Here is an 18920-nt window from a genome sequence, read left to right on the forward strand (position 1 = left end):
TACCTAGTTGTTATTATCTTGAATAACCTGATTAATTGTACACCGAGTGTGTGTAATTGGCGACTATATTAGCTTTATTGCCGGGTTCATTTCTTATTATTAAATTTACGACAGAGTATAAATAAGTCACAGGAGGTTAATAAATAACTATAGTTGATTTATTGACGGAATGATATTTAACTGGTTAAATGCTTTACTTAACATTAACAACTGAGACACGGCAATGACCACACACACACACACACAAACACCTCTTGTCTCCAAGGAGATGGTGGTTCCCTTTATTTTACTTGTTCTGTGCTTTGCTGCATGGGGAGCTGCGGCAAACATGACTGATCCGCTAGTAAAAGTGTTTAGTAAAATTTTTACTATGTCGTCAGTGCAGTCTGCATTGGTACAATTTAGCTACTATGGAGCTTACTTTTGCCTAGCTATTCCGGCGGCATATATCAATAAACGCTTTTCGTATAAAACAGGTGTGTTAACCGGTTTAGGGATGGCTGCAATCGGAGCATTTTTGTTTTATCCCGCCAGCCAAGCAATGACTTATGGTTTTTTTTTAGTGGCTTTGTTTGTGTTAGCTGGAGGCTTATCTATTTTAGAGACATCAGCAAACCCTTATGTAATGGGAATGGGCACCCAACAAGGTGCAACTCGCAGGTTGAATTTGGCGCAATCATTTAACCCTGTCGGTACTAACATTGGTGTTTTTTTAGCCGCTACCCTTATTTTACCAAAGCTCAATACCGCAACCTCTGGTGAGCGCACAAATATGAATAGTGAGCAATTAACTAGCATTATAAGCGCAGAACTTGATGCAGTTATGGTGCCTTATGTTGGTATGGCTTGTGTGTTGGTTTTTATTTGGTTGGCAATTGCGTTTACTAAAACACCTAATTTTTGTAAGCAAAAAAAAGTCTCTAAGCATGTAGAATTTAGTGCAACGTTTAAGCGCTTGTTTAAAAATACCCATTACCGCTTTGGTGTTATCGCCCAGTTTTTTAATGTTGCGGCGCAAACTTGTGTATGGACATTTACCATCCAGTACGTAATGGAGGCACTCGATACAAATGAAGTTACTGGGGGAAGTATTTTACAATACAGTATGATCACCTTTTTAGTTTCTCGATTTGTAATGACCTGGCTTATGGGATTTATTCGTCCTGCCAAACTGTTAATGGCAACCTCTATTATTGCAATGCTGCTGTGTTTTTATATGGTGAAAATGCCAAATATAAGTGGCGTATGGGCGCTGGTAAGTATATCGGCTTGCTTGTCGTTAATGTTTCCAACTATTTACGCGATTTCACTACATGGGTTAGGCGATGATGCAAAACTAGGTGCTGCTGGTTTAGTAATGGCTATTTTAGGTGGAGCGATAGTTCCTGTATTCCAAGCTGTGTTTATTGATACATACAGTGTCGCGTTTTCTTATGTTGTGCCTGCGGGGTGTTTTATTATTGTTGCAGCTTATGCTGCATTTGATTTAAAAACAAAAGTCAGAGTATTCAATAATGTAGCGCCTTGCTAAATGGATTGAAAACCGAGCCTGAAGGCTCGGTTTTACTTTTTAACTTTTCTCATTTGTAAATCTTCTTTAACCCCAACCTTCATCGGATTAAGATATTAGGCATGTTGATATTCTTATTTAGTTGAAAAAATATGTTTTTAGATCTCACCGAAAATACCAACCAAAATGTTTACTCTTACTTAGTAGGCGGTATCAGCCCACGGCCTATCGCATGGATAAGTACATTAAATAGCGAAGGTAGTGCAAATATTGCGCCTTATTCATTTTTTACTGTGGCTAGTTGCAAGCCAGCTGTTTTAAGTGTTACGCAAGTAAACCCTAGTGATAAAACGAATAAAGATACGCTTAGTAATCTAATGGCAACTAAAGAATGTGTGGTTAATATTGTCAGCCAAGAGCTAGTTGAAAAAATGAACCAAAGTTGTGCAAATTATCCTAGTGATATAAGCGAGTTTGATGCAGCTAACATTGCCCAAGCTCCAAGTAAGTTAGTTAACGCGCCAAGCGTTGCCGATTCAAAAGTACGGTTTGAATGTAAGTTACGCGAAGTTATTAGTATTTCAAATGAGCCTAGTGGTGGAAAAATGATGTTGCTGGATGTAGTGGGTATTTGTATAGACGATGAAGTGATGAGTGGTGGCTATATTGACCCTGAATTATTAAATGCAGTGGGCAAAATGGGCGGCGATTACTTTAGTACAACCAAAGATAAGTTTTTGCTTAAAAGGCCACAGTTGTGAAATAATCGTTTACTTAGGAGTACAATAATAAAAGGATTTACGAATGTTTAAGTTCATTTTCACTTTGTTAATTGCTTTGCAAAGTTTTGGCTCTTTTGCCACACAAGATAAAAAACTACCTATAGAGGTTTTTGCAGGCTTAAAAGATTTTAGCCAAGTGAAGCTATCTCCCAATGGTAAGAACCTCGCTTTTATAAGAAACCATCAAGGGACTTTAATCTTAATGGTTAAAAACTTGGAGACGGGGGTTACAACACCAATTATAAACTCAAATAACCATACAGTGTTTTTTGATTGGTATAACTGGGCAAATGATGACGTACTGTTACTTGGTGCTCGCTATATAAAATATCAGTTTGGCGGAGTTAAATATACATCAACGCTTATGTATGCGTATAACTTTAAAAATGATAAAGGTCTTAAATTAGCTTTTAAAGCCAACACAGTAAGAGATGAAATCCAGCCACAATATTCAGACCGAATTGTTAGTTTTTTACCTGAAAAAGAAAATAAAATTTTAGTTCAAGGGGATTTTAAAATAGCAAATACCCCAGCAGTTTATGAGTTAGATTTAACCACATTACGTAAGACACAAATACAAAGACCACGCAGTAATGTAGTTACTTGGTTTGCCGACAGGCAAGGTAAAGTTCGTATTGCAAAAAAAATGGACGATACGCAATTTACTTACGATTATTTTGATGAGAATAAACAGTCGTGGGAAACTTTATTTGATTATGAGGTTTTTAGTAAGCAAAGTATTTCTATATTAGGGTTTGATAAAGACTCTAATTTTTTATACATCACTGCGTTACATGAAGGGCGCGATGCATTATTTAAACTCAATTTAACGACTAAAGCTCGCGAGCTAATTTACAGTAATAGTAAATATGATTTTGATGGGTCTATTTTTTATTCACAACAAACTGGCGAAGTTGCAGGCTTTACTGATTCACATTTAGATGATGGTATTAAATATTGGGATAAAGACTTAGATAAATTACATCGTTCTTTGCGCGTATCACTCCCTAAAGATGAATATAAATTAGATATTGTAAGTACCAGTAAAAATCAGCAAAAATATATACTTTATATCAGTTCAGACAAAACGTCTGGTAGTTATTTATTTGGGGATAGAGTAAAAAAGCAGGTGAGTGCAATTGCTGATGTTTATCCGCAAATAGATGCCTCTGTATACAGAGGCAAAAAGCGCATTAGCTACAAGGCAAGAGATGGCTTAAAAATAGAAGGCTATCTAACTCTACCAGTAGAATATAAAGAAGGTGATAAGTTACCAACAATTATATTTCCACATGGCGGCCCTATGGCAAGGGATTATGCTAATTTTGATTACTGGACAGCTTTATTAGCCTATAACGGATATGCTGTTTTACAGCCTAATTTCCGTGGTTCGAGTGGTTATGGGCACGACTTTTTAATGCAGTCAATTCAAGGTTTTGGTTTGGCTATGCAAGATGACTTGCAAGACGGTGCAAACTGGTTAATTGACCAAGGAATAGCACAAGCAGATAGCATTTGTATTGGTGGTGCTAGCTATGGTGGCTATGCAGCGTTAATGGCTGTAATTAAGCACCCAGAAACGTTTAAATGTGCAGCTAGTTTTGCTGGGGTAAGTGATTTACAGTATTTAGTGAGTAAAGCACGACACTTTACAAACAAAAATATCGTTAGAAAGCAGTTTGGAACTGATGATGATTTACTAGAAGCTAATTCTCCAGTGAATTTTGCTAAAAAAATAACAAGACCAATATTGCTTGTACATGGAACTGACGACAGTGTGGTACCTGTTTATCATAGTAGAGAAATGCAGGATGAACTTGATGATGAAGCAAAAGATGTTACTTATATTGAGCTTGAGGATGGCGATCATTACTTATCTTATCAAGAACACAGAGTTAAAACTCTTCAGGCATTTTTAGACTTTTTTGATAAACATTTGAAAAAAATAAATAGCCAGACTCCAGTTAAATAGCAAAAAGACAACTTAGGTTGTCTTTTTTGATCACAATCTTCCTTTGTTTGTGCACATTGTTTGCACTTTTACTTGTTAACTTTGTTTTATTAAACGTTAAAGTAAAGGTTCAAGCATTGAAAACACTTCTTAAAACAAAAGCCGCTAATGCAACTAAGTTATTTGCGTTAAGTGCGCTTTGTATCGCTTTAAGCGCATGTAATAGCGATTCAACAAGTACTGCAACAGACGGCGATACAGTCAGTAATAGTGCTCCAACGGTTGATGCTGGTATTGACCAAACTGTTAATGCGGGCGATACCGTTTATTTAAGTTCAATGGTTGAAGATGACGGTGAAGTATCGGTTAGTTGGTCACAAACATCAGGCACTACCGTTAGTTTATCTTCAAGTACTGCAACGTCTACAGAGTTTGTTGCACCTGAAGTTTTAACCGATGAAGCACTTGTATTTGAAATTAGTGCAGATGATGGCACAAACGATGTCGTTGTAGATACAGTTATAGTTAATGTTATTGCTTCATCAGACTCAGTTACAGTTGATAATAGTGCAAAACTTACCAGCTGGTTAATTAACAACGATACAACTTCTACATACATACAAAATAATGGTGCAGTGGTTGAAGATGTTCAATCAGTTGAGGTTGTTAGCGTTACTGAGGAAGATGCTGACGTTGAATACATGTATGTGCAAACTACTGACATTCCTAAATATGATGTAACGCTTACACAAGACCAAGTAGACGCGTTAAATAACCGCCCGCGTGCAGCTACCGATTTTTATAACGGTGTAACTTCTGCAGCAGTAGGGCAAACCATTTCCTTTGGTGAAGATATTGGCTATAACAGCAGCACTGAAAACTGTGATGACACAGGCGGTGCAGGTTATTGGCCTCCAGGACCGGGTTGCCCAACAGAACAAGCGGTTGAAGCATATTTTCCGCTAACACCTACCGATTTATCTGACGCTGAAACTTGCGAAACAGGTTTAGGTACAGTTGGCTTAATGGTTAATGGCACCAGTATATTTAACTGGGGCGATGGTATGAGCTACGGAAATAATATTTGGTATACATTAGCGCCCATTGCTGAGCAATATGATGTTGATGTGTGTGGCGGACATGCTGCTAACGGTGAATATCATCACCATTTTTATACTAGTTGCTTAGCTGATTTACTTGAAGATGATGGCGATGCGCATTCACCTATCTATGGGTTTGCAGCTGATGGCTATCCGCTTTATGGTCCTTATGAAAGTAACGGACAACTAGCATTAAGTGGCTGGGAAATGCGAGATTACGGTGCACCTACAAGTGAAGGGGGTTGTGGTACTGAGGGTGAGCGAAGCTGTACCTTAGTTGATCAATACGATGTTAGCCAAGGTACACAAACAAGTGATGCAGGTCCTGCTATAGGTGCACAAGTAACAACGCTCTCTGGTAATAGATTGAATGCCGACGATGGTTATTACTTTGAAGATTATTACTACGCGCAAAAAACAGTAACCGGTGCTCAATTAGATGAGCATAACGGCCACGATACTAATGATGGTAAGGGTTATCACTACCATATAACACTAACGTTAGACAGTGATGGTAAATTACAGCCTTCTTTTCCTTATCAAATAGGGCCTCGTTTTAAAGGTCAATTAGCCGCTAATTCAATTGGTCGCTGTGATACTGGCGAAACAATGGGTCCACCACCGGGAATGTAAGGAGTAACTATGCGTTATTTTAAATACGCATTGATCCTAACAACTGCTGCGCTATTGAGCTTCAAGCTCTTTGCGCAGCAGGAAATGATGGATCATAGCCATATGCCTATAGCTGTGCCAAATGACACGCCAATCCCGGCATTAAGCCTTAAGTTATTAAAAGATAGTATGTCGGGTTATAACTTAATTTTAGATACACAGCGTTATGATTTGTCTGTGCCGCCAGAGGGCACGATGAACATGCAACAAATGATGGGCGTGACAACAAACCAAGACACCGGTTTTTTACAAGGTCATGCTCATTTATACATTAATGGGGTTAAAATACAGCGAATTTACGGACAAGCGTTGCATTTACCTGCTAACTTATTTAAAACTGGTATAAATACCGTATCGGTTACTTTAAATAATCATGGTCATATGTATTGGACCGCTCAAGGTAAAAAAATAGTTGCTACGCTGTATGTTAACGACCAAACCAAAGAGTTTATAACATACCGATTTGAGAGCTTTCCTAGCAAGGTTGAAAACACGCATTAATGAAAATTCATAATAAACTTTTTTTAATACTATTTAGTTTTACCTTTAGTGTTATTGCAGGGCTTGTGGTTCTTATACAGTGGAGCATAGGGCAAGGCGTAATTGATTTTGTTAATGCAAAAGAGGTGAAAGCGCTTGAACCACTTGTTGTGCAATTTGCAAAGCAATACGAACAAACACCCTCATGGGAGCATGTTGTCGGCAATGGCGAAAGCTTTAGAAAACGTGTTGAATCGCAATTAGAAAATAGCCAGTTTTTGCCTAGGCCACAAGAAGGCCCAGGTCCGCGTGGGCGAGTGATGCGACCACCGCCGCCAGATCATATTCGTTTAGAGGAAGATCGCCGCCCACCGCCAGAAAATATTGCTCACTACGCTTTGCTTGACGAAAATAAACAGCGAGTAGTGGGTAGATACCTCAGCGATTTAAAATATATAACAACCCCAATTATTGTTAACGATAAAATAGTGGGTTACTTAGCAGTTTCTAAAAGAGATAGCTTGGTTGATGGCTATGAGCTTGATTTTTTACAGCAGCAAACTAACTACTTATGGTTTATTGCTTTAGCTGCGGTATTGCTAACATTAATGGTTACTTTTTTATTGTCTCGTCACCTAGTAAGCCCTGTAAAGCAAATTGCTAACGGTATGCATCGCTTAACGCAAGGTAATTACGAGACCAAACTCAAACTTGAGCGAAAAGACGAGCTAGGACAGTTGAGCGAAGATTTTAATACGCTTGCATTTACACTCGCTAAAGATGAGCAAGTACGTAAGCGTTGGCTTGCTAATATTTCTCATGAGCTTAGGACGCCAATGAGTATTTTACTCGGTGAACTTGAAGCTATGCTACTTGGTATACGAGAACCGAACGCAAAAAATATAAGTTCGGCTAACGATGAAGCTTTGCATTTAAAACGCTTAATAGACGACTTGCATATGCTCAATAGCGCAGAGTTAGGAGGTATGCACTACACTATGCAACCTACTGATATGGCGTTATTATTAAATACTATTGAGCAAAAATATCAGGTTGTGCTTGAACAACATAATATAAAAATATACCTACTAAATAGCGCTAAACACATAACTGTACAAGCAGATAAAACACGCCTTTTGCAGCTACTCGATAATATTTTAATGAACGCAGTACACTATGCACAATGTACAACTATTTCTTTAACGGCTAATAATATAAGCATTAAAGGGCAAACTTATTTAGAGCTTATAATCGAAGATAATGGTGTCGGTGTAGAGCAATCGCATTTATCGCATTTATTTGAATATTTATACCGAGTAGATAGTTCGCGTAATCGCCAAGAGGGCGGTTCTGGCTTAGGTTTATCTATTTGCCAGCATATAGTTAAAGGTCATAAAGGTGAAATAGCTGCAGAAAAAGCCAGCTTAGGCGGCCTTGCTATTATTATTAGATTGCCAACTATTTAGCTTATAAAATAAAGTTAAGGTTACTTACAGAGATGCCTATGAGTGAACAAATACTAATTGTGGAAGATGAAGTAAAGCTAGCTAACTTAATGAGTGACTTTTTAAGTAGCCATCACTTTATTACTCATCAAATACATCACGGGAATGAAGTATTACCTTGGCTTGAAATTAACAGGCCGAGTGTAATCTTGCTAGACATAATGTTACCAGGTCAAAGTGGTATTGAACTGTGTAAAGCAATCAGGCGCTTTTCAAACGTGCCTATTATTATGGTATCGGCAAAGGTAGAAGAAATAGATAGATTACTTGGGCTTGAATTAGGTGCAGATGATTATATTTGTAAGCCGTTTAGTTATGCTGAGCTGGTGGCACGTGTAAAAGCTATTTTAAGGCGATTAAATAACGCAAGTGACGTTACAGAGTCAACAATGAAGCTTGACGAGAGCAGCTACAGCGTAAAATTTAAATCAAACAGTATAGAATTGACGAACTTTGAATTTCAACTATTTAAACCTTTGTTTAACAACCCAAATCGTATTTATTCGCGCGATAGCTTAATGGACACTATGTACGCCGATCAGCGTATTGTGAGCCACCGTACTATTGATAGCCATATTAAAAAGTTGCGTAAAAAACTAGATGAAGTGACACAAACTGAAAGTGTTATCCAGTCTGTTTATGGGGTTGGCTACCGGTTTGTGCATCCACAGTAAGGTGGAATGAGCTATGACGATGAGTTACTCATCATCGTCAGCATTTTTAATTCGCTCTAAACGGTCAAACTCTTCGTATTCGGCAGCTTGGATTTCATCAAGAATAGAATCTACATCAGCAAGTTCGTCGCTGTCTTCAAATTCACCTGTAAGCGTTGAATTAGGCGTTAAATTGGCCTCTTCAAATAGTGCCCACATTTCTTTAGCGTATTGAGTTTTTAGTATGCTTGGCGCAAATTCACCATAGTAGCGGCGTATGTTATTTACATCGCGTGCAAACATAGCTTGTGCACTGTTATTTGCTGAAGCGTTAACGGCTTGCGGTAAATCTATAATTACAGGGCCGTTATTATCTACAAGTACATTAAACTCAGATAAATCACCGTGTATTATACCAGCGCAAAGCATTAACTTAATGTAATGTATCATGAGTTTATACTGCTCAATCGCTTGCTCTTCACTAAAAACGACATGTCCTAGTTGAGGGGCTACGTTACCATCTTCATCAGAGACGAGCTCCATAAGCAGCACGCCATCAATACAAAAGTAAGTATCAGGAACGCGTACACCCACGCTAGCTAAACGAGATAACGCATCAACTTCGGCATTTTGCCAAATTTCTTCTTCTAATTGGCGGCCATAGCTAGAGCGTTTACCCATAGCACGCGCTTGGCGTCCACCACGTACTTTTCGGCCTTCTTGATATTGTGCCGCTTTTTTAAAACTACGTTTAACCGCATCTTTATACACTTTCGCACAGCGAATATGTTCACCACAACGCACAATAAATACATCGGCTTCTTTACCGCTCATTAGTCGGCTTATTACTTCGTCAATAAGGCCATCATCAACAAGAGGTTGTAGGCGTTTAGGTATTTTCACAGATTGCCTGCTAAGTAGGGTTGGTTATTAATCATTATTTATGAAAGTGCTCTGTATTTGTTTGTTTAATTGGCTCAAGCAGTATATCAGCTTTGAGAATTAAGGGCAGTAACACTACTGCCAGAGAGTAATTAATCGTATTATTTTATTAGCTTATATATTGATTGCAAAGCAATCAACCAGAACTTTTTTTGAATCATCAGTTTTTATTAAAAATAATTTATTACTTCCTCATTATTTGCACATTGTTTGCGTTTTTAAAGCGTAATCTTAGTTTAATTCTTAAATACGAGGTTATTACTATGAAGCATTTTTCAACTCTTGCCACTGTGGCAATATTATCTATTGCTTTTTCAGCTAATGTAGCTGCTCGAGGCGGTGACAATCCTCCTGAAAAACCTGACTTTTCAACTATTGATACTGATGGTGATGGCGTAATTAGCTTTGAAGAGTTTAGTGCTAAAAAACCGCCACACGGTGATGCACAAACAATTTTTGATTCTATAGATGCCGATGGTAATGGCGAAATTACTGAACAAGAGCTTAGCGATCATAAACCACCTCGTCGTGAACGTTGAAAGGATACTAAAATGATTAATAATATTGGCAGCAGCTCTGTGAGTTTTGTGCCGCAACAAAGTAGTCAAGCTGCAAAATTAACAACAGAGCAAAGTGATTTTGTTAAAGAAACGCTTGCACAGTTTGATGCAGAAAACTTAACTAGCGACGATGCGCAAAGTATTCAAGCTGCATTTAAAGAACAAGGTATTGAACCAACAAAAGAGCTTGCTGATTTAATGGGCGAACTCGAGTTTGATGCTAAAAGCATTGGTGATGCAGGAAGAGCAGAAGGTCAAAGACCGCCGCCACCGCCACAAAACTCATTAGAATCAGTCGATACAGACGAGGTAGTGAGCTACTTAGATGAGCTCTTAACTGAGTATTCAAACCAGTTGTCTGATGAAGATAAAGAATCAATCCTTGCATCAGTGCAAGAGAAGTTTGGTTTAAGTGAAGGCGATTCACTGCTAAATGTAACTGCTTAGGTGTTATTACTTAGAGTAAAGCTGACTGTTACTCGAAAGTCTTAAGTCCAAAGCCCAACGGTTAATTCTGTTGGGCTTTTTTATTGGCTTAATTTAATCGCGTTTCTATTTTGCTGGTGCCATCTTCTTCGGTAAATTTAAATACAAAATCTTTTTTACCGTCTTGGTTTATATCTACCAGAAGAATATCTTTATTATTTTTAGGCAGCGTTAGCTTTAATTTTTTGCGTTTATCATTTAGCAGTGAGTCTTGCTCTGCATAATAAATATACAGCGTTTTTTTACTGTATTTGTATACCGCATCAATATAGCTATCGCCGTTAATGTCACCTAAATAGAGAGCCGGTTCTGATTCATCGCCATTCATCCCCACTTCCATTTCTAAATCAAGTTCAATACTCGATTTATTGGCAAATGAGCCGTCGGGTTGCTGCTTATAAAGATTCATTTCTACATCTACATCAGTACTGCCACCGCCTAATGCCATAGAGGCGATAGTACCTAAGCCAATATCTAAGTCCATTTTTTGTAAATCAATTAAGCCATCATTATTAAAGTCAGTTTTGAGCAATAACTCACTAGGGCCCTGTGTTTCAAATAAGGTAATGGGCGTATTAGTAAAACCTTTAGCACTCCCTAGGTACAAAGTATGTGCTATTTTTATATCTAGCGAGTCCATACCTTGTGTAGGCTTAAACTGTCTGGTTGTAAAATCTAGAAATCCGTCGTTATTAATATCAATAATTTGCTTTATTTTGCGAGTCTCGCCATTGCTTAGCTCGCCTAGCTCAATGCTAAAATCAATTGAGGTAAGCTTTTGCTCAAAGCCCTCTGAATTAGCAAGTAGTACATCTGCTCCAAAGTCATTTGAAAAAACCAGGTCGTTTAATCCGTCGTGGTTAAAATCGATAACCACAGGTTTATTGTTAATATTAACTTCTAAAGAAAGCCCTTTTCCTGAAAAGCGGCCTTCATATTTAGGTATTTGCTTAAATTGGTTAGGCTTAAAGCTGCCATCTTTATTTTGAATGTATAAAGTACTGCTTGCTAACCCAGGAATGAAAATATCGCTTAGACCATCGTTGTTAGCATCGAAAACAAAGTCTACTTTTTCAAATTTATCTATTTTTAATTGATTAAGAACCGACTCATAATTAAACAACAATGTTGGTTTACCTGCTTGGGCTTTATATACGCCATCACTTGTTAGTACGAGTGCTTGTTTATCGGTGATGTTAGCAAGTGTTGCCACATCAAACCCGATGGCGTTTTTTGGTAAAGCAAGTTCACTACTAAGTGATGTAAGTAAATTGATGGCTTCTAATTGTTTTAATTCTTTATTATATGCAAATAAAATCTCTGAATCGGTTGATACTAATTCATCCGTTGTTTTTATTGCCATTGTTTGAGCTATAACGCTTATGGGGGTAAGTAAAGTGATGAGTGAATAGCAAAGTGGTTTTATCATGCAAATTCCTTTTTTATATTTAGTTGTATCGTTAAAGTTTTTATTATTTAAGCAGCGTCAGCGCATAATTTTACCTACTATCCAGCGCTGGGGCTTTTTCGTTTAAACGTAATATACATATGTAAGTTGGATTATATTTAGCCTACGCTAATTACTATGTACTGGGTGTAAGCAATTGTAAGATTATGTTTTAGGGAGGGGCTGCTGACCTTTAAGGATTGAAATTTGTTCAATCCAAGGACGATTTAATCGCGGCGCGAGGTTTGTAACCTAGTAACAAAGAGTCAATCTCCCTAGGCAGAACCCTTCGGACAGCGCATGTTTGGCATTTATGCTACGTTATCAACTGGTTATGGGGGCTAACCACACTTCATAGGCTCTGCCTTGCTTAATATCAAACAGTCTGCTGCAAATTCAACCTCGAAAAATATACTGGCCCTAATAAGAAAGGTAGCGCATAACTCATATGGTAGCTAAGCGCTTTTAGAAGTGTTTGGTTATTAACTACATCGCTTATTTTGCTCATTTAAATAAGCATCTACAAAACCTACTTCCATCGGTTTTGAAAAGTAATAACCTTGTAGGTGAGATACACCAATTTTAGTGAGTGTGTTTGCTTGCTCAATAGTTTCAACGCCTTCTGCAACAACAGTAAAATCTAAAGTAGAGGCCATTTGTACAATTGCATGAATAATACTTAACCCTCTTTTATCCATATTTTGAATAAAGCTTCTGTCTATTTTTACTATATCGACACCAATATCAAGCATGCTTGATAGTGATGAGTAGCCTGTACCAAAATCATCAATTGAAATACAAAAGCCTTGTTTTTGTAGTGCTTTAACGGCTGTCAAAAATGTGAGTTTATCCTCGGCAAATACTGACTCAGTAATTTCTATGTGTAGGTTTTTAGGTTCTACCAGGTGGCGATTTACTATTTTTAATACCTTAGATACAAAATCAGGATCTTGTAGCTGAATAACCGATACGTTTACGCTTATAGCAATTTGTGGTTGTAAGTGACTTAATTTTGTTGCTTGTATACATGCCTGTTCTATTACCCAAATACCTAACTCGGTTATTAAACCGTATTGCTCGGCAATAGCTATAAATTCATCAGGGAAAATATTTTCACCATCTAGTTGCCAGCGTAATAATGATTCAAAAGAGGTTACTTTTGAGGTTTTGCTATCAACAATTGGTTGAAATACTAGCCTTAAACTATTTTCTTCTATGGCACTGGCTAGGCGTTGACTCAAAAGATACTCCCTTTCTTGTATTAATTTGAGTGAATCGTTATAAATATTGATATTACCTTTCGCGATGCGTTTTTGGTGATACATTGCAGTATCAGCAGAGCGAATTAAAGTATTAAAATCACTCCCGTGCTCAGGATACATGGCAATACCAATAGTTGCAGATACCCATTTTTGATATTTATATGTTTCATGCTCGGCACCAATGCTTTGAAGTACTTTATCTGCAAACTCGATAAGCTCAGCTTGTTTTTGATACGTTGCTAAAATTAAAAACTCATCCCCGCCCCATCGGCATTTAAATAGCTGTTGATTGCATACATTACTAATTCTTCGTGCTATTTCTTTTAATACTTTATCGCCTACTTTATGACCCAACGAATCATTTATTTGTTTAAACCCATCTAAATCTACAAATAATAAAGCAAAGGGTTCTTGAGGGTTGTCTGCTAGTTGTCTGTTTGCATTTTTTAAAAATGCGGTTCGGTTTAATAGATTTGTAAGTGGATCGGTATTCGATAAACGGTAAATTTCTTCTGTGCGTTGCTCAACCTTGTTTTCCATTTCATTAAGCAGCTCTCTGTTTTGGTTTTTGAGCTTGATTGCGCTGTGTGTAAATGTGGCTGATTTGTACGATGAAGCTACCATAATAGCAGTAAATGCTAGGCCTAAAATACCGAGGACAGAGTTGTAGTTTTCGTTAGAAAAGGTTAATAAAAAAGAGTAGGGCGCCAGTAAAATAATGCTATAGAGTACAGCGGTTACTCGACTTCCTGAAAGCAGATTTGCAGAGCCTCCTGCAAATGCCGATAAAATAGCAATCGTGGTTGTCGTCTCTATTGCTGATGAGGTGCTATGAAACCAAAGTGCATACCCACACCACGATAGCGCAGTTAAAATACACCCGGTTGAAAATCTTTTTGAGTATGTGTCAGCATTAAATAACGGGCTATCCTTTTTGGTTTTATAAAACCACATTACATCAATAGCGCGAGCTGCTAATAAGACAACCATAATGCTTAGCCAAATACTTTTTTCGTAGGATATTTTCTGGTTATTTAAATCAAAAGCAAACACTAATATAAAACTGACTACAGTCGAAATGGCAATGCCAGAGATGGCATTAGAGTATAAAATTTTAACGGTTTCTCTGCGTTCTTCACTATTTAGATTTTTATATGGCACTAAGTAAAACCTTATACAAAAGTCACTCCAACTAGCGATGGAGAAACGTTCAAGAAATACAGCAAATATTTCAGATGAACAAAAGCGTATTAAACATCGATTAGTTAGGCTCTAATCCTGAGTATAAGAATAAATATAGTTTATGAAAGCAAAAAAAAAAGCTAGCACAGTAAAAAGGCTCATAATAAATAATCATTATGAGCCTTAAAATTATTAAGCAGGTTAAAGTGTTAACGACTTTACTTGCTGTTTAGTAGATTTAACCTTCGAAATCACTATCGTTATGGCGCTCTGCCATTTGATCTTCTTCAGGGCCCCATGTGCGATTTACGCGGCGGCCGCGCTTTACAGCAGGGCGATCAGCAACTTGTTTTGCCCAACGAACAACATGAGTGTATGAGGCAACATCTAAAAATTCAGCTGCATCATATAAGTCGCCTAAAACAAGCGAGCCATACCAAGGCCAAATTGCAATATCGGCAATTGAGTATTCATCACCCGCCATGTATTCATTTTCGCTTAAATGACGATTTAACACGTCAAGTTGGCGTTTAGTTTCCATGGTAAAACGATCAATAGGGTATTGCATTTTACTTGGTGCGTAACTATAAAAGTGACCAAACCCACCACCTAAGTATGGCGCTGATCCCATTTGCCAAAATAGCCAGTTACGACACTGCGTTTTAGCTTTTAAATCCTTAGGGATGAGTACATCAAATTTTTCAGCCAAATATTGTAAAATAGAACCCGATTCAAAAACGCGAGTAGGTGGGGTAGTTGAATGATCCATTAGCGCTGGGATTTTTGAGTTTGGATTAATATCAACAAAGTCAGATCCAAACTGATCGCCATCACCTATGTTTATTAAATATGCGTCATAGTCTGCATCGGTGCAACCAAGCTGTAAAAGCTCTTCAAACATGATTGTAGCTTTTTGGCCATTTGGTGTAGCAAGAGAATAAAGCTGAAATGCGTGCTCACCAATAGGTAGGGTTTTGTCATGAGTCGCGCCTGCAATTGGGCGGTTAATGCTGGCAAATTTACCGCCACTTTCACTTTCCCACGTCCATACTTTTGGTGGCGTGTATTCGTTTTGATCACTCATAAATAACCTCAATGTTAAATGAAAATGCTTAATACTTACTCATAAATGTGGCCATAAAAAATTAATTAAAGGCCCTAAATATTTAATTTACCGACCTTTTAATTTATCGGCTTTTGCTAATCTATAACCTAAAAACAACCCGCTTAGCGCTCCAAATAAATGGCTTTCAAACGATACATGATAGCGCTGAGGTAAAACACCCCATATAAAACCGCTATAAAGTATAGCCACTGCAACTGCAATTATAATTGATTTTAATGAGCGTCTTACTAAGCCGTAGCATAGAATAAAGCCCCATAAACCATATATAACACCGCTTAAACCAACATGTATTTTACTGCGCCCAAATGCCCAAACTAAAAGTCCACCGATTAGAGCGGTAAAAATAAATACGTTATAAAAACGTTTTACGCTGTACTGGCAAATTAGCCAACTTAATACTACAAATGGGATCATATTACTGGCAAAGTGCCACCAGCTACCATGTAAAAAAGGTGCGCATAGTATGCCAATTAATCCTTGGATACTGCGTGGATATATGCCTAAACCATTAATATTTATGCCAGGTAGACTATTGATCACCTGTAGTACGAAGCAAATAACAACAATACTAAATATTGCGAAACGGGTACTTGTTAGTAATGACAGTGTGGTTGGCTTGGTTGCCATATAATCGCCCTAATTGACTTTAAGAGTTGCCAGTATAGGAATTGTATTTGCTAATGAAAAGCAATTAAAAAAGCACAGCATTAAATGCTGTGCTTAATTTTAATTATTACTCACTATTAACCTAATTTAGTTAATAGTTTTTTTGCAGCTAGTTCAGAGCTTGCTGGGTTTTGGCCGGTAATTACTAAACCGTCTTCTAGTGCTAATACACCCCAGTCGTCAGTTTTTTGATAATCGCCACCTTTTTTGATTAGCTCATCTTCAACTAAAAATGGCACGATATCGGTAAGTTGCACTGCAGCTTCTTCAGAGTTAGTAAAACCAGTTACTTTTTTACCCGCTACTAATGCATTGCCATCAGCATCTTTAACATTTAAAAATGCAGCACTTGCATGACATACCGCAGCAACAGGCTTTTGCTCTTTTACAAAGCTTTCGATAAGTGAGATTGAATCTGTGTTGTCAACCAAGTCCCATAATGGACCGTGACCGCCTGGGTAAAATACAGCGTCAAAATCGCTAGATTTTACTTCACTCAACACTTTAGTGTTTGCCATAAGTGTTTGTGCTGCGCTATCGGCGTCGTAACGTTTAGTTGCATCTGTTTGAAAATCGGCAAGTGTACTTGTCGGATCAATGGGTGGTTGGCCGCCAGCTGGAGACGCTAATGTTACTTCAACGCCTGCATCAACGAAGGCGTAATAAGGGGCTGCAAATTCTTCTACCCAAAAACCTGTTTTTTCGCCAGTGTTACCAAGTTCTGCGTGAGATGTAAGAACCATAAGTACTTTTTTAGACATTGAATATATTCCTTCTGATGATTTGAATTAGTTTACCTTGCTTACCAATTACTATATGCACTAACACTGCTTTAAACAACGATGATAAATTTAACTTTATTGGTTTAATAATTGATACAATAAAAAGGTTGAATTTAAAACACACTACGGAGCATTTATGAAAGTGTCGTTTGAGCAGTTAAAGAGCATGGTTGTATTTGCACAAATTGTAGAGCAGGGCAGCTTAACCGCTGCTGCCAAACAGCTAGGGCTTACGCGAGCAGTTGCAAGTTATCATTTAAAAAAATTAGAAACGCAGCTTGAAGTTACTTTACTAAATCGCTCAACCCGTACCATGGCGCTCACTGAAGCGGGCATTGCTTATTATGAGCGTTGTAGAATAATTACCGAACAAGCTAATGCGGCTAATCAGCAAATAGAAAATATAAAGAGCGAGCCACAAGGTTTACTTAAAATTAGTTGCCCAGTAAATGTGGGAATGCAGTTAATTGTGCCTGCAATAAATACGTTTAAGCGCCAATACCCTAAAATTCAAATAGACTTACAGCTTACCGACGATGTGGTTGATATTATTAAAAATGGGTTTGATTTTGCAATTAGGGGCGTGGCACTGAGTGACTCCAACTTGCAGGCAACCAAGCTGACTACAATGAGCACTTGTATTTGTGGCGCGCCTGAATACTTTGCACATTTTGGTAAACCTAAAACGCCTTTAGAGCTAGCAGAGCACCAATGGGTCGTTTATCAATTGGGCAGTAAAACATTAACACTTCAAAAAGATGGCAAAAAACACGATATTACAATGCAAGGCGCCTTAAGCACCAATAATGCCGCTGCTCGTACTGCTTTTGTTGAAGCAGGGCATGGCATTGGGCGTATTCCGCTTTACGATGCGTGGCCAAAAGTGCAAGCTGGACTGCTTGAAATAATATTAGATGATTATAAAAGCAAAGATATTGAGCTTTACGGGGTATTTCCGCCAGGGGCTGCGGGCTCTAAAAAGCTACGATTGTTTATTGATTACTTAAAAGCATACTTTGTAAAACAGCATACCGCTTTAGGTATGCTGAAAAGTACTTAATGAGTAGTTTTTACAGCATTTATAAAGTTCGGCTAAATAATGCCACCGCTTGTTGATACATATTTATCGCAAGGGCTGCATCGTATCGCTCACCTTCATCACGCATAAAGGCATGCTGTGCGTTAACTTCCTGCCACTGGTAATTGATGCCTGTGCTTACGCATTGCTGGTATATTTTAGCGCGGCCTTCTTTTGGCACATGCGGGTCTTGTTTGCCCCATATAAAGTGAATTTCGCCTTGTATATCAGCCATACGCTCGAATGAGTTATTTCCAGGTTGCGCAGGTAATGTATTGCTGTGAATATCAGTTGCGTATAAACAAAAAGCCGCATTAATTTCAGGATTTAGTGCCGCTCTGTAAGCTAAGTGACCGCCAATACATACGCCCATTGCGCCGACGGAGCCTGTGCAATAGCTTTGTAATCTAATGAAGTCGATCATAGTTTGTGTATCACTGTCGTGGTGCTCAAGTGGCTTTGCCCACTTGTCGGCATTGCCTTTGTCTTTACCTGTATCATCATAAGCAAGCACAGTGCCTATAGGGTTTAACTCATGAAACACTTCAGGCACTAACACTACAAAGCCATGGCTTGCTAAAATAGCTGCGCTGCGTGCGATGGGGGCAGTTTGCTGAAATATTTCAGAATAAAAAATGATAGCAGGGAACTGTCCTTGCGCTTGAGGGCGATATACAGTTGTTCGCATTAAACCTGTCGGTGTTGGCAAGTCAGCATTATGTTGTTGGATTATCAT

General features: G+C 38.1%; 17 protein-coding genes. 10 read left to right on the forward strand and 7 right to left on the reverse strand.

What is annotated here, in order from left to right; genetic code table 11:
* The first annotated feature begins 223 nt into the window (after positions 1–223).
* From fucP to H5126_RS00935, 7 genes are all read left to right on the forward strand, one after another.
* A complete protein-coding gene (gene fucP / locus H5126_RS00905) occupies positions 224–1531 on the forward strand; it encodes an L-fucose:H+ symporter permease (protein WP_029753314.1) in 1308 nt (435 codons plus the stop codon).
* A gap of 131 nt (positions 1532–1662) precedes the next feature.
* A complete protein-coding gene (locus H5126_RS00910; RefSeq protein ID WP_182721449.1) occupies positions 1663–2271 on the forward strand; it encodes a flavin reductase family protein in 609 nt (202 codons plus the stop codon).
* 43 nt (positions 2272–2314) lie between these two features.
* The gene (locus H5126_RS00915) at positions 2315–4264 is read left to right on the forward strand and encodes a S9 family peptidase (protein ID WP_182758490.1); all 1950 of its coding nucleotides are present in this window, start codon (positions 2315–2317) and stop codon (positions 4262–4264) included.
* A 56-nt stretch (positions 4265–4320) separates the two neighbouring features.
* Positions 4321–5976 carry a YHYH protein gene (locus H5126_RS00920; protein WP_182721355.1) on the forward strand — a complete coding sequence of 552 codons (1656 nt, stop codon included), beginning with the start codon at positions 4321–4323 and terminating at the stop codon, positions 5974–5976.
* A gap of 9 nt (positions 5977–5985) precedes the next feature.
* On the forward strand, positions 5986–6516 hold the full coding sequence (locus tag H5126_RS00925) for a hypothetical protein (RefSeq protein ID WP_024597033.1): 531 nt from the start codon (positions 5986–5988) through the stop codon (positions 6514–6516).
* A complete protein-coding gene (locus H5126_RS00930; RefSeq protein ID WP_182721353.1) occupies positions 6516–7961 on the forward strand; it encodes an ATP-binding protein in 1446 nt (481 codons plus the stop codon). Before H5126_RS00925 ends, H5126_RS00930 begins: the two co-directional genes overlap by 1 nt.
* A 38-nt stretch (positions 7962–7999) precedes the next feature.
* Complete coding sequence (locus tag H5126_RS00935; RefSeq protein WP_182695987.1) at positions 8000–8674, forward strand: response regulator; 675 nt, start codon at positions 8000–8002, stop codon at positions 8672–8674.
* Positions 8675–8698: 24 nt separating this feature from the next.
* Here the strand turns inward: H5126_RS00935 and H5126_RS00940 are convergent, their stop codons facing one another.
* The gene (locus H5126_RS00940; RefSeq protein ID WP_182196864.1) at positions 8699–9556 is read right to left on the reverse strand and encodes a PA4780 family RIO1-like protein kinase; all 858 of its coding nucleotides are present in this window, start codon (positions 9554–9556) and stop codon (positions 8699–8701) included.
* A gap of 302 nt (positions 9557–9858) precedes the next feature.
* Here H5126_RS00940 and H5126_RS00945 point away from each other — a divergent pair, with 302 nt between their 5' ends.
* Positions 9859–10134: an EF-hand domain-containing protein gene (locus tag H5126_RS00945; protein ID WP_182196862.1), complete on the forward strand. Its 276-nt coding sequence runs from the start codon at positions 9859–9861 to the stop codon at positions 10132–10134.
* Positions 10135–10146: 12 nt separating this feature from the next.
* Positions 10147–10602: a hypothetical protein gene (locus tag H5126_RS00950; protein WP_024603529.1), complete on the forward strand. Its 456-nt coding sequence runs from the start codon at positions 10147–10149 to the stop codon at positions 10600–10602.
* Between the two features lie 88 nt (positions 10603–10690).
* On the opposite strand, the gene H5126_RS00955 is transcribed toward H5126_RS00950, so the two are convergent.
* The 5 genes from H5126_RS00955 to H5126_RS00975 all read right to left on the reverse strand — a co-directional run bounded on the left by H5126_RS00955 (position 10691) and on the right by H5126_RS00975 (position 17085).
* A complete protein-coding gene (locus tag H5126_RS00955; protein WP_182721352.1) occupies positions 10691–12070 on the reverse strand; it encodes a VCBS repeat-containing protein in 1380 nt (459 codons plus the stop codon).
* A 500-nt stretch (positions 12071–12570) separates the two neighbouring features.
* The gene (locus H5126_RS00960; protein WP_182695989.1) at positions 12571–14511 is read right to left on the reverse strand and encodes an EAL domain-containing protein; all 1941 of its coding nucleotides are present in this window, start codon (positions 14509–14511) and stop codon (positions 12571–12573) included.
* Between the two features lie 259 nt (positions 14512–14770).
* Entirely contained in the window at positions 14771–15616 is an 846-nt protein-coding gene (yghU, locus tag H5126_RS00965) for a glutathione-dependent disulfide-bond oxidoreductase (protein ID WP_024597039.1), read from the reverse strand.
* A gap of 87 nt (positions 15617–15703) precedes the next feature.
* Positions 15704–16285 (reverse strand): rhomboid family intramembrane serine protease, encoded by a 582-nt coding sequence (locus tag H5126_RS00970; protein WP_182721351.1) that lies wholly within the window; start codon positions 16283–16285, stop codon positions 15704–15706.
* 116 nt (positions 16286–16401) lie between these two features.
* Positions 16402–17085, reverse strand: coding sequence for a type 1 glutamine amidotransferase domain-containing protein (locus tag H5126_RS00975; protein WP_024597040.1), 684 nt, complete (start codon positions 17083–17085; stop codon positions 16402–16404).
* 157 nt (positions 17086–17242) lie between these two features.
* Here H5126_RS00975 and H5126_RS00980 point away from each other — a divergent pair, with 157 nt between their 5' ends.
* Positions 17243–18166, forward strand: coding sequence for a LysR family transcriptional regulator (locus tag H5126_RS00980; RefSeq protein WP_024597041.1), 924 nt, complete (start codon positions 17243–17245; stop codon positions 18164–18166).
* A gap of 19 nt (positions 18167–18185) precedes the next feature.
* Here the strand turns inward: H5126_RS00980 and H5126_RS00985 are convergent, their stop codons facing one another.
* Positions 18186–18920 (reverse strand): dienelactone hydrolase family protein, encoded by a 735-nt coding sequence (locus H5126_RS00985; protein ID WP_024597042.1) that lies wholly within the window; start codon positions 18918–18920, stop codon positions 18186–18188.

This window comes from Pseudoalteromonas sp. SG45-3 (assembly GCF_014164075.1).
Classification (GTDB): Bacteria; Pseudomonadota; Gammaproteobacteria; order Enterobacterales; family Alteromonadaceae; genus Pseudoalteromonas; species Pseudoalteromonas distincta.

Coding starts and splice junctions, on each gene's coding strand:
- fucP (WP_029753314.1), top strand. CDS start 224: ATGACCACACACACACACACACAAACACCTCTTGTCTCCAAGGAGATG.
- H5126_RS00910 (WP_182721449.1), top strand. CDS start 1,663: ATGTTTTTAGATCTCACCGAAAATACCAACCAAAATGTTTACTCTTAC.
- H5126_RS00915 (WP_182758490.1), top strand. CDS start 2,315: ATGTTTAAGTTCATTTTCACTTTGTTAATTGCTTTGCAAAGTTTTGGC.
- H5126_RS00925 (WP_024597033.1), top strand. CDS start 5,986: ATGCGTTATTTTAAATACGCATTGATCCTAACAACTGCTGCGCTATTG.
- H5126_RS00930 (WP_182721353.1), top strand. CDS start 6,516: ATGAAAATTCATAATAAACTTTTTTTAATACTATTTAGTTTTACCTTT.
- H5126_RS00935 (WP_182695987.1), top strand. CDS start 8,000: ATGAGTGAACAAATACTAATTGTGGAAGATGAAGTAAAGCTAGCTAAC.
- H5126_RS00945 (WP_182196862.1), top strand. CDS start 9,859: ATGAAGCATTTTTCAACTCTTGCCACTGTGGCAATATTATCTATTGCT.
- H5126_RS00950 (WP_024603529.1), top strand. CDS start 10,147: ATGATTAATAATATTGGCAGCAGCTCTGTGAGTTTTGTGCCGCAACAA.
- H5126_RS00955 (WP_182721352.1), bottom strand. CDS start 12,070: ATGATAAAACCACTTTGCTATTCACTCATCACTTTACTTACCCCCATA.
- yghU (WP_024597039.1), bottom strand. CDS start 15,616: ATGAGTGATCAAAACGAATACACGCCACCAAAAGTATGGACGTGGGAA.
- H5126_RS00970 (WP_182721351.1), bottom strand. CDS start 16,285: ATGGCAACCAAGCCAACCACACTGTCATTACTAACAAGTACCCGTTTC.
- H5126_RS00975 (WP_024597040.1), bottom strand. CDS start 17,085: ATGTCTAAAAAAGTACTTATGGTTCTTACATCTCACGCAGAACTTGGT.
- H5126_RS00980 (WP_024597041.1), top strand. CDS start 17,243: ATGAAAGTGTCGTTTGAGCAGTTAAAGAGCATGGTTGTATTTGCACAA.
- H5126_RS00985 (WP_024597042.1), bottom strand. CDS start 18,920: ATGATAATCCAACAACATAATGCTGACTTGCCAACACCGACAGGTTTA.